This window comes from Corallococcus exercitus (genome assembly GCF_003611585.1).
Classification (GTDB): Bacteria; Myxococcota; Myxococcia; order Myxococcales; family Myxococcaceae; genus Corallococcus; species Corallococcus exercitus.
The window spans coordinates 1-10,754 of sequence record NZ_RAVW01000345.1; the positions used below are offsets into that span (position 1 = coordinate 1).

Below are 10,754 nucleotides of genomic sequence, written 5' to 3' on the forward strand. Positions count from 1 at the left end.
GCGCTCGGCCAAGGGCGCGGCGCCAACCACCGAGGAGCCCACCCCCGCGCCCTCCGCACCGGCGAAGCCCGCGCGCACCGCCGAGCCCCAGTTCCTCATCCTCACCGGCGGCTCGCCCTTCCTGCGCGCCATCGGCTCCGTGCGCCGCCCGGAGGGCGAACCCCTGCCGGGCTTCGGCAACCTCGCCGTGACCAAGATGTCCGCGGCCGCGCTGCCCACCGAACCGGGCCAGTACGAGTTCCGCTTCCAGGCCAGCAACGGCACCGGCGACTTCAAGCTCGCCCAGCGCAGCGAGAACGGCGCCCCGCGCAACGTGCGCGACTTCGAGATGGCGTCCTCGGGCGGATTCCAGGTCTACCGCTTCAGCATCCCCTGAGCGCGCTTCACGGCAGGAACCGCGACATCAGCGCGAGCCCCGGCGCCTCCAGGGGCACGCGCCCCCGCAGCGCGGCCCACAGCGACCAGCCGTGGTCCGCGAGCAACACCACGGCCGCGTCCGCCGCGACGCTGAGCCCCATGAAGCCCACGTAGCCGCCCATCACCGACGAGCGCCACGCCACGTCCTTGCCGCGCACCTGGGACACGTTCCATCCCAGACCGCGCTGGAAGGGCCCGGCCTTCACCCGGGGCGCCTGCATCCGGAACAGGGCCTTCGTGAAGGACGTCTCCCCCCGCCCCAGGCCGGTCTCCAGGAAGCGCATCACGTCCGCCACCGTGGAGTGCAGCGCCCCTCCCCCCGGCAGCGCCGGGAAGGTCCAGGGCGGCACGGGCTTGCCGCGCGCGGTGTGGCCCTGCAACAGGCGCGGGGCCAGTTCCTCCGTGACGCGCGCCGTGGTGTCCACGAGCCCCATGGGCTTGCAGAGCACGTCCCGCATCAGGTGCCCGTAGTTCAGCGCCATGCGCCGGGACAGCGCGTGGCCGAGCACCCCCATGCCCAGGAAGGACTCGGAGGACGGGTGCGGCGGCGGCTTCCGGGGGTGGTAGTCGCGGAGGAACTCGCCGAACAGGGCCGCGGAGTACTGGCCGAACGGGTCGTCCGGGTTCTGGGGGGCCGCGGCCAGGTTCGGCGGCAGGTGCGGCAGCCCGGAGGTATGCGTCGCCAGCTGCTCCAGCGTGATGCTCCGCGCGACCTCGTCGCTCAGCAGCGACCGGGGAATCAGGTTCCCCAGGGGCTCGTCGAGCCGCACGTCGCCGCGCTCCGCCATCACCGACAGCAGCGCCGCCGTGAAGACCTCCGTGAGGGCCCCCAGCGAGAAGAGGGCGTCCGTGGCCGGAGCCGTCCCCTTGCCTCGCAGGCCTTCGACGTGCAGCGCGCCCCGCCACGTCATCGCCGCGCACACGGAGGCCGTCGGGTAGCCGCGCAGGTAGGGGCGCAGCTCCGCGTGGAGGAGGTCGGAAGGGTTCGACATGGGGTGGCGCTTTACGAGGCCGCTGCCCGGGGAAGCAAGCCTTCCGGGAGCGCTTCTGTCAGGCATCACCGTGCAGGGGCGTCGGCCCCCTGGAAGGCCCTTTCGTCCAGACATGCCGCCCGCGGTCGCGCCCTCCGGCGCCCGCCGTGGCCGTGTCAGGTCCCGCGCGCGCCCGCGTCAGCGTGGGCCCGCCGTCCCCGTTCCCCTGACGAAAGGCCACCTGGATGCCTGGTTCCCCTGCCGTGAAGGCGCTCCTGTTCGGGCGCAACCCACACCAGCCGGATCCGTTCGACGTGGAGGCCGACGCGGCCGAAGCACTGGGCGTGGACACGTATCAGGCGGACCTCTCCGCCCTCCTTTCGGGCGACGCGGCGAGGGCGCTCACGGGGGTGCCGGAGCGGGGCCACCTCCGGCTGCTGTACCGGGGCTGGATGCTCACGGAGGAGGAGTACGGCGAGCTCGATGAAGCGGTGCGGGCGCTGGGGCACCAGCTGATGACGACGCCCGAGCAGTACGCCGCCGCGCACTACCTGCCCCTCTGGTACCCACGGCTGGCCGGCTACACCGCGCGCTCGGTCTGGACGGAGGGGCCGGACGCGGCGGAGGCGTGGCGGGCGGCACGGAAGCTGGGAGCGCCGCCGTGGATCCTCAAGGACCACGTGAAGTCCGCGAAGGAGCGCTGGGCGGAGGCGTGCTTCGTGCCGGCGGACGCCACGCGCGAGGACTTCGAGCGCATCTGCCAGAACCTGCTCGACGAGCGCGGCGACCGCTTCGAGCGGGGCTTCGTGGTGCGCCGCTACCTGCCGCTCAAGGTCTACGGCCGGACGCCCGCGGGGCCCGCGCACCTGGAGTTCCGCCTGTTCTTCGGCCGGGGCCGGTTGATTGCCGCGGAGCCGTACCACGAGTTCGACGTGGAGGTGCCGGACTTCTCCGCCTTCGAGCCGCTGGGCCGGCGCATCCCCTCCCCGTTCTTCACGCTGGACGTGGCGATGCTGGAGGACGGCGGCTGGGCGGTGGTGGAGGTGAATGACGGCGGCGTGTCCGGCCTGCCGCCCGGGTTGGATCCGCGCGACCTCTTCGCCGCGCTGCTCGACCTGCGCTAGCCCGCACGGTGGGGAGACAGGCTCCGGCCGGTGGTAGCGTGCACGGGATGAAGGACTCCGCCCGTGCACGCACAGGGTTGCGCCACCGCATCGCCGCCCTCCTCCTCGTGGGACTCACCGCGTGCGGAGGCTGTCAGAAGACCGACGCCGAGCGCGCCGCGAAGGAGCGCGCGGAGATTGATCAGCGCCTCCGCGACTCGGTCGCGCTCCTGCCCTACCGCGCGCTCAAGCTCAGCGTGCGCGCGGAGGATGACCCTCGGGCTCCGGAGGAGGTGGCCCTGCTCTGGAAGGCCCTGGCGGAGACGCGCGCGCTGCCCGACAAGCCCGTCAACGACGAGGTGACCCGCGCGGCGGCCCGCACGTACCTGGACCTGGGCATCGCCTTCTACAAGGCACGCAAGACGCTCCAGACGCGCGACGAGGACGAGTTCCCCCTGCTGTGGACCCGGTGGGCTCGCGGGGCATCCGCGCCCCTGCGCTCCTACGACGCAGGCCAGGAGCACGCCTTCCTCGCCGCCATCCTGCTGGTGCTGGACGCCGCGGAGAAGTCCGACCGCATCCCCGCCACGGAGCTCGTCTTCTACGAACTGTCGCGCGCCACGCCCGCCCCCAACTGGCCCGCGCCCCTGCGCGCCGCGGTCCAGGCCAGCCGGGGCGCCGCCTTCTGCCAGGCGGGCTACCACTACGCCGCCGAGGAGGAGCTGACCGGCTTCCTCACCGAGGCGAAGCGCCTTCCGCCGGAGGACTTCCCCGCCATCCAGGAGGGCACGCCCGCGCAGTCGCGCGAAGCGGTGCTCGCGGCGGGGCACTTCCTGCGCGCGTGGAACCGCATGGGCCTGAAGCGCGAGCGCGCCGCCGAGGACGACATCGAGCAGGGGCTGCGCTCGCTCCAGACGCTGGGCGTGGAGAACGAGCTGACGTGGTGGGGCTGGGCCTTCATCCACACCCGGCGCGGACGTTACGAGGAGGCCGCGGCGTCGCTCGACAAGCTCGCGGCCAGCCCCTACCTGGAGGAGACGGAGCGCCGCGAGGTGCACGACAGCGCGGAGGCCCTGCGCAAGCACGGGGACAGCCTGCCCTTGTTCCAGCAGACGCGCGCGACGGTGCTCCTGGGCCGCACGCTGCTGGCGCGAGCCGGAGGCCTGGAGCACGTGCTCACCGTGCTCCTGGGTCCCGACCGCGCACAGCGGCTCTACGCCCCGCTGGTCTGGATGGACCGGGTGCGCCAGCGCACGGCGGGGCTCTCCCCGGAGCAGGTGGCCCAGGGCGCGGGCGAGACGCTCGACCGCGCCCGCGAGGTGGGCAACCGCGGCTGGAAGGCCCTCCAGGACCGGCTGGACAAGAGCACGGCCCAGGACAGCCCTCCGTGAGGAAGCGCGCTCCGGGTCACCGCGCCGCTTCGCCCAGCGCCTTCACGGGGTAGTGCCCCGGCGAGGCGCGGAAGCGGCGCTCCAGCTCACCGGGCTTGAGCACGCCCTGCTCGAACAGGCCCAGCAGGAAGGACTCGTACGTCCCTTCCCGTGAAGGGCCCGCGCGCTTGAACTCCTCGTAGAGCACGAAGGCCAGGACGTGGAAGCCGTCGTCGTGGTCGCGGAAGAACTCGGCGCCCGTGAGCGCCCGGCCCTCGCGGTTTCGCAGCAGCCCCTCCCGCTCGCTGACATAGACGTCGATGGCCTCCGCGCAGTCCTCCTCCGTCAGGCCGCGCGCCGTGGTGTAGCCGAACGCCGGGTCATGCTCGCGCACGAGCCGCTGGAAGTAGGGGTCCGCTTCCAGCGCCTTCAGCTTCGCGTCCAGCACGCCCTCCCGCGTGAACGGCGGATGCAACAGCTCATGCACCGCCGTCTTCACCGTGACGTCCGCTGGATACGTCGCGTCCGTGAGGAAGTTCCACCCCGTCACCCGGATGCCGTGCGGCTTCGCGAACTTCAGGACGTGCGCGTTCAACGCCGCCACCTGGAGGTCCCGGCCCAACATCCGCTCATCCCAGCCCACCACGTCGTACGGCGCCACCTTCGCCGCCAGCCCCGCGATGGCCTGCTCCACCGTGGGCAGGTACTCCGCGCGCCAGATGCGCGGAAACTCCACGCGCTTGAGGAACGCCAGCAGGACGCCCAGGTCCTTGCGCACGGCCTCCACCTCCGCGAAGCCGTCCTCCTTCCCGTACGACGTGGCCAGGAAGTCCGCGCGCATCCGTCCCCACGCCGCGTCGTCCGCCACCGTCGCCGCCAGGTCCTCCACCGTGGTGGCCTCCGTGACGGAGAAGACCAGCGTCAGGAACGGCCCCACCATCTTCCCGCCCTGCTTCGCCATCCGCTCGGTGAGGTGCGCGAGCGCGGCCTGCTCCGGGGCCCCCAGCAGCGCGGAGAAGCGCTGGAACTCCGCCGGATAGAAGCGCGTGTAGAACGCGTCCCCCCGCAGCAGGTTCAACAGGCACAGCGCGTCGTAGGCCTCGGACGGACGGAGCACCCAGTGCGTGCGCCCGGAGTCCACGCGGTGCACCGCGGGCTCCTTGGGCTCCGGAGCCGCGGGGACAGGCCGGGAGCCCGCGCAGGCGGTCCACAGCAGCGCCGCGAACAGGGCCACGGCGCGGCGGAAGGAAGGCGATTCCAGGGTCATGCCCCGGACATAGGACCGCCCGCCCCCCGCCGTCTTGGACGGAACCTACCGCGTGGAACCGGATGCACGTCCCGCCAGCCGCCGGTACTCCGCCGGGGTGAGGTGCAGGCGGCGGCGGAACTCGCGCGTCAGGTGGCTCTGGTCGCAGTAGCCCGCCTCCAGCGCGATGTCGCCCAGCGGCCGCGCCGTCTCGCGCAGCGCCCGGCCCGCCCGCTCCAGGCGGGAGCGCCGCAGGTACTCCGCCGGGCTGCACCGGTACGCCTGACGGAAGGCCCGCCCCAGCCGCAGCGGGCTCACCCCCGCCTCCCGCGCCAGCGCCGCGAGCGTGGGCGGCGGGCCCCGCACCGCGTCCAGCATCTCCCGCACGCGCAGCAGCCAAGCCGGAGCCCCGGAGCCCCTCACGGGCGCTGACGCGCGCACCGCCTCCGCCAGCAGTTCCAGCGACAGCCCTTCGATGGCCAGCGCCGCCACGTCGTCCGCGCGCCGGAACTCCTGGTACACGCGCGTCCCCAGCGTGGCCAGCCGCACCGACGTCAGGTCCACCCGCGGATCCAACCCCGCCACGAGCGCCCCCCGCGACCGCCAGGACGCCTCCGAGAAGTCGATGTTGAAGGTGCGCGTGCGCACGTCCCGGATGCGTTGCGCGTGCTCCAGTCCGGGCGCCTGGAAGGCGACCGACCGGGCGGTGCACTCCCGCTCGCGGCCCTCCACCACGTCCGTGAACCCGCCTTCCAGCGTGAGCCGGAAGCCCGCGTGCAGGTGCCGGTGGGACGGCAGCCGGACGCCAGGGGCGTACGTGCTCTCCGTGAGGACGAGCCCCGCCACCTCCACGCGGTGGAGCGGCGTGCCCAGATAACGGCCGAAGTCGAGGACGGGTGCGGAGGCCACACCCCTTTTTGCACCGGCCCCGGGCCCCATTGCATCACCGGACGTGGATTCCCCCCTGCTTTGTCCAGGGGGCACGTGACACCGGGCCGGGCATGCCCCTCCCTCTTCCGAGCGCCAGACGGCCGGGCGGCGGCAGGCCGGGAACGTTGGCCATGCACGTTGCAAGTCCCCAGCTTTGCCCAAACGCCTTTCAACGAACGAAGGAGCCCCACCCGATGAAAGCCATCTGCTGGCATGGCCACGGCGACGTCCGTTACGAATCCGCCCCCGACCCGAAGATCGAGGACCCTCGCGACGCCATCATCCGCGTCACCCGCACGGCCATCTGTGGCTCCGACCTGCACCTCCTGGACGGCTACATGCCGACCATGAAGAGCGGCGACGTCCTGGGCCACGAGTTCATGGGCGAGGTGATGGAGATCGGCTCCGGCGTGACGAAGCTCAAGAAGGGCGACCGGGTCATCGTCCCCTTCAACATCGCGTGCGGCGAGTGCTTCTTCTGCAAGAAGACCCTCTTCTCCCTCTGTGACCGCTCCAACCGCAACGCGGAGATGGCCGCGAAGGTGATGGGCTATTCGCCCTCCGGCCTCTTCGGCTACTCGCACATGCTGGGCGGCTTCCCCGGTGGCCAGGCGGAGTACGTGCGCGTGCCGTACGCGGACGTCGGTCCCCTCAAGATTCCGGAGGGCCTCACCGAGGACCAGGTCCTCTTCCTCACCGACATCTTCCCCACCGGCTACATGGCGGCGGAGAACACCGAGATGGAGAAGGGCGACACCGTGGCGGTGTGGGGCTGCGGCCCCGTGGGCCAGTTCGCCATCCAGAGCGCGTGGATGTTCGGCGCGGGCCGCGTCATCGCCATCGACCACGTGCCGGAGCGCCTGGCGCTCGCGAGCTCCTGGGGCAAGGCGGAGACCATCGACTTCACGAAGCAGGACGTCTACGAGACCCTCAAGGAGATGACCGGAGGCAAGGGCCCGGACCGCTGCATCGACTCCGTGGGCGCGGAGGCCCACGGCACCGGCAGCCTGGACGCCGTCATCGACAAGGCGAAGGCCGCGGTGAAGCTGGCCACGGACCGGCCGCACGCGCTGCGCCAGGCCATCCACTGCTGCCGCAAGGGTGGCACCGTCTCCGTGCCCGGCGTCTACATCGGCTTCCTGGACAAGGTCCCCATGGGCTCCTTCGTCAACAAGGGCCTGACCATGAAGACGGGCCAGACGCACACGCACCGCTACACGCGGCCGCTGCTGGAGAAGATCCAGTCCGGCGCCATCGACCCGACGCGGCTCATCACCCACCGCGCCCGGCTGGCGGACGCCCCCACCCTCTACAAGAAGTTCCGCGACAAGGAAGAGGGCTGCATCAAGGTCGTGATGACGCCGTAGTCCCTCCCTGCGTCATCACGATTGCGAGCGGGCCCGGAAGCTTCCCCTTCCGGGCCCGTCGTGTGGCTCAGGCCTGCCCCGTCAGCCGGTAGTACGCGTGAGGGCGGCGCCAGCGGATGAAGGCGCGCGCCAGCGGGTTCATGCCCCAGTGGATGGGCACCGGATCCACCACGAAGCCCAGCTCGTCCTTGAACTGCTCCAGCTGCGCCACCTCGCGCGCGTGCAGCCCGCCCACCAGCGTCCGGGCCCCCAGCCGGCGGCAGACCTGCGCGAACTCGTAGATGAGGCCGGTGGAGATGTTCGTCGGCAGCGCCCACGTGGCGTAGTAGGCGCTGAAGCCATACGCGATGCCGTCCACGATGTAGCCGTCCAGGTAGCCGCCCAGCTTGTCGTCCACCATCCCCGCCAGCACGCACCAGTGGTCGGACGTGAAGTACTGCCGCAGGCTCTTGAGGTACTCGTCCAGCGTGGGAATCTTCTTGTGCTGCGTGCGCGTCAGGGCGTCACGCACGACGCCATAGCCCTGCTCCAGGAGCAGCGAGGGCCCCGTGAGCTGGACGATGCGCACCGTGCGCTGGGCCTTGCGCAGCTTGCTGCGCCGGTTCGAGTTCAGGCGGCTGGTGTCATACGTGTCCAGGTCCTTCAGCCGCACCACGGGGACCTTGCCCGTGGCGGCGTTCGCCGTCTCCGGCGTCAGCGCCGCCCGGTAGCCCCAGGCCAGCGGCGTGGGCGGCGTGGCTTCATCCGGCGTCAGCCGCGCCAGCAGGTGCACGGGCTGGAAGAAGCCGGGCGCCCCCGACTGCTCCCAGTAGTGCCCCCGGTGGGAGATGACGCGGACGCCCTCTTCTCTCCGGCGCTCGGCGAGCTCGCGCTCCGTCAGACACGTGAAGCGGGCGTCCGCGACATCGCGGAGCTGGGGAAGTGACAGGACCATGGAAACCCCTCCACCAACGGCACGGGAACGTCAGGAACGGGGCGCGCGGTAGGCGGGGAAGAAGTCCCCGCCCGCGTGGCCCTGGGACAGCTGCGCGTACGCCTGCGGATCGCAGATGAGGTCGTGCGTGTAGAACCGGGACATGGCGTTGGCGAAGCCGCGCTTGTACCGCTCCACGCCGTCCCCCGGCCGGACGCCGCCGCCCAGGTGGACGGAGGCCTCCAGCTTCTCCGCCAGCTCCACCATCACCGGGAGCTCGTTCTTCGCCGGCGAGTGCACCCGGTACGCGTCCGCCGTGCCGCCAATGAAGTGATGCAGGAGCCCGTCGCTCAGCACCACCAGCGCGGCGGAGGCCACCGCCCCGTCCGGGGCGCGCGTCGTCACCAGCCACGCGAAGGGACAGGTGAAGACCTCCTCGAACCACGCGTCGGTGAAGAAGTACCGCTCCGCGGCCTGGTCCCGGGCCAGCGTCTCCCGGTAGAGGGACTTGAGCGCCTCGCGCTGCTCCTGCGTGGCGTCCTTCACCGGCACGGCCGCGCTGACGTAGCCGCGCCGGGCGTTGCGCCGGATGTCCGCGCCGTGGTCGCTCCGGAACCTCACCGGCAGCTTCGGGTCGATGAGGCACACCTCCCTGCGCAGCCGCCCCCCCGCGAAGCAGTACGGCCCGCCAATGCGGTCGCGCAGGAAGATGCTGACCAACTCCGTGCCCCGCCAGTCGATGGCGTCCACCGGCATCTCGGAGAGCCCGTTCAGCTCCGCGCCGGGAAACCCATACGGCGACACCGCGTCCCGGTACGCCGTCCCCTCGATGGGCCGCACGATGAGCGGCACCCGCAGCGCCCGCCCCGCTCCGTCCTCCACGATGAGGCTGTGCGTCACCCCTTCCGCGCGCAGGTGCTGCTCGGAGCGGAAGTAGTCAGACGACACGGCACGCTGGCCTCCGTCGGGGACGAGGACGGCTCTCCAGGGTGTCACTCGGTTCATGATGGGTCCCCCCGGGGGCGAGGCGCGCGGCCGGACGGCCGCTCGAAACAGCCAGAGGGTATGGGGATGCTCCCCCGGTCCGTCACCGCCCCCCAGGGTGCAGAGCGGTGTCCTGATTCCAGCGCTTCGCTCCATTCCAGCCCTCGAGGGCAGGGCATGTGTCACCTCGCCAGCGGGGCCTAACGGCTTCCAGACATTTGGCATTGTCCGGGGCTTACGCTTGCAAGGTTTGTCCGGAAGATTCCCCGCCCTATGAAACATGCCCTGCTATTGGCCGCGGTGTTCTGCATGAGCGCATGTGCCTGGGGCCCGGGAATGCAGATGGACGAGGACGCCTTCCGGGAGCGCTACGCCGGAAAGGCAGACGCCGGCACGGACGGCGCCTATGAGATCGTCCCCATCGACGCGTCCCTCCTCAGCCACCAGTTGGAGGCGCGCAGGCAGGTGCGGCCCACGCCGAAGGTGGATCCGCTGGCCCGGGTGGCCACGGACTATGACTACCGGGTGACGGCGCACGACGTGCTGAGCGTCATCGTCTGGGACCACCCGGAGCTCACCATCCCGGCCGGCGAGTTCCGCCCCGCGGAGGCCACCGGCCACCCGGTGGCGGCGGACGGGACCATGTTCTACCCCCACGTGGGGAACATCCCCGTGGCGGGCAAGACGCTGCGGGAGATCCGCGAGTTGCTCACGCAGCGGCTGGCGAGCGTCATCGAGAAGCCCCAGCTGGACGTGCGGGTGGTGGGCTTCCGGGGACAGAAGGTCCAGGTGACGGGGGAGGTGGTGGCCCCCAGCACCCTGCCCATCACCGACGTGCCCCTGCGCGTGCAGGACGCCATCGCCCAGGCGAAGGGCTTCTCCACGGAGGCGGACCTGCGCACCGTCACGCTCAGCCGGGGCGGCGTCACCTTCACGCTGGACTTGCAGGCCCTCTACGAACAGGGGGACGTGAGCCAGAACTGGCTGCTCCAGGACGGCGACATCGTCAACGTCGCGGACCGCAGCCGCAACAAGGTCTTCGTGCTGGGGGAGGTCCGCAAGCCGTCCTCCCGCGTGATGGTGAAGGGACGGATGACGCTGGCGGAAGCCATTGGCGACACCGAGGGCTTCGACCCGCTCACGTCCAACCCGGGCCGCGTGTATGTCATCCGGGGCAGCTTCGACCGCCCCTCCATCTTCAAATTGGACGCGAAGTCGCCGGACGCGCTGCTCCTGGCGGAGCAGTTCCAATTACAACCACGCGACGTTGTCTTCGTCTCCGCGCACGACTTGACGCGGTGGAACCGGATCATCGAGCAAATCCAGCCAACAGTTCAGCTGCTCTGGCAGGCAGTGGATATCGGAGACAGAACCATCATCATCGAAAACCCATGACGAGCACCCCCCAACGCGTGACGCCGCCCCGCCCCGGCCCCGGCACGCAGGATGATGA

General features: G+C 71.3%; 10 protein-coding genes. 5 read left to right on the forward strand and 5 right to left on the reverse strand.

All coding sequences use genetic code 11. The annotated features are described in order from the left end of the window. On the forward strand, positions 1-376 hold a 376-nt coding region (locus D7W79_RS43925), incomplete at its 5' end, for a hypothetical protein (RefSeq protein ID WP_158617095.1). 7 nt (positions 377-383) lie between these two features. Here D7W79_RS43925 and D7W79_RS31355 read toward each other — a convergent pair. Continuing rightward, the gene (locus D7W79_RS31355) at positions 384-1,409 is read right to left on the reverse strand and encodes a serine hydrolase domain-containing protein (protein WP_120529048.1); all 1,026 of its coding nucleotides are present in this window, start codon (positions 1,407-1,409) and stop codon (positions 384-386) included. 242 nt (positions 1,410-1,651) lie between these two features. Here D7W79_RS31355 and D7W79_RS31360 point away from each other — a divergent pair, with 242 nt between their 5' ends. Then, positions 1,652-2,512, forward strand: coding sequence for an ATP-grasp domain-containing protein (locus D7W79_RS31360; RefSeq protein ID WP_244222075.1), 861 nt, complete (start codon positions 1,652-1,654; stop codon positions 2,510-2,512). A 47-nt stretch (positions 2,513-2,559) separates the two neighbouring features. Next, complete coding sequence (locus D7W79_RS31365; RefSeq protein ID WP_120529050.1) at positions 2,560-3,882, forward strand: hypothetical protein; 1,323 nt, start codon at positions 2,560-2,562, stop codon at positions 3,880-3,882. Between the two features lie 16 nt (positions 3,883-3,898). Here the strand turns inward: D7W79_RS31365 and D7W79_RS45900 are convergent, their stop codons facing one another. Both D7W79_RS45900 and D7W79_RS31375 read right to left on the reverse strand, forming a co-directional pair. Further along, the gene (locus tag D7W79_RS45900) at positions 3,899-5,128 is read right to left on the reverse strand and encodes a hypothetical protein (protein ID WP_120529051.1); all 1,230 of its coding nucleotides are present in this window, start codon (positions 5,126-5,128) and stop codon (positions 3,899-3,901) included. Positions 5,129-5,173: 45 nt separating this feature from the next. After that, complete coding sequence (locus D7W79_RS31375) at positions 5,174-6,016, reverse strand: helix-turn-helix transcriptional regulator (RefSeq protein WP_244222076.1); 843 nt, start codon at positions 6,014-6,016, stop codon at positions 5,174-5,176. A 215-nt stretch (positions 6,017-6,231) separates the two neighbouring features. Between D7W79_RS31375 and D7W79_RS31380 the strand changes: the two genes are divergently transcribed. Beyond that, complete coding sequence (locus D7W79_RS31380) at positions 6,232-7,404, forward strand: zinc-dependent alcohol dehydrogenase (RefSeq protein WP_120529053.1); 1,173 nt, start codon at positions 6,232-6,234, stop codon at positions 7,402-7,404. Between the two features lie 67 nt (positions 7,405-7,471). Here D7W79_RS31380 and D7W79_RS31385 read toward each other — a convergent pair whose 3' ends face one another. Both D7W79_RS31385 and D7W79_RS31390 read right to left on the reverse strand, forming a co-directional pair. Continuing rightward, entirely contained in the window at positions 7,472-8,338 is an 867-nt protein-coding gene (locus tag D7W79_RS31385; protein WP_120529054.1) for a hypothetical protein, read from the reverse strand. A gap of 30 nt (positions 8,339-8,368) precedes the next feature. Then, positions 8,369-9,265 carry a GNAT family N-acetyltransferase gene (locus D7W79_RS31390; RefSeq protein ID WP_244222077.1) on the reverse strand — a complete coding sequence of 299 codons (897 nt, stop codon included), beginning with the start codon at positions 9,263-9,265 and terminating at the stop codon, positions 8,369-8,371. 309 nt (positions 9,266-9,574) lie between these two features. Here D7W79_RS31390 and D7W79_RS31395 point away from each other — a divergent pair, with 309 nt between their 5' ends. After that, complete coding sequence (locus D7W79_RS31395; protein ID WP_208729887.1) at positions 9,575-10,696, forward strand: polysaccharide biosynthesis/export family protein; 1,122 nt, start codon at positions 9,575-9,577, stop codon at positions 10,694-10,696. Positions 10,697-10,754: the final 58 nt, after the last annotated feature.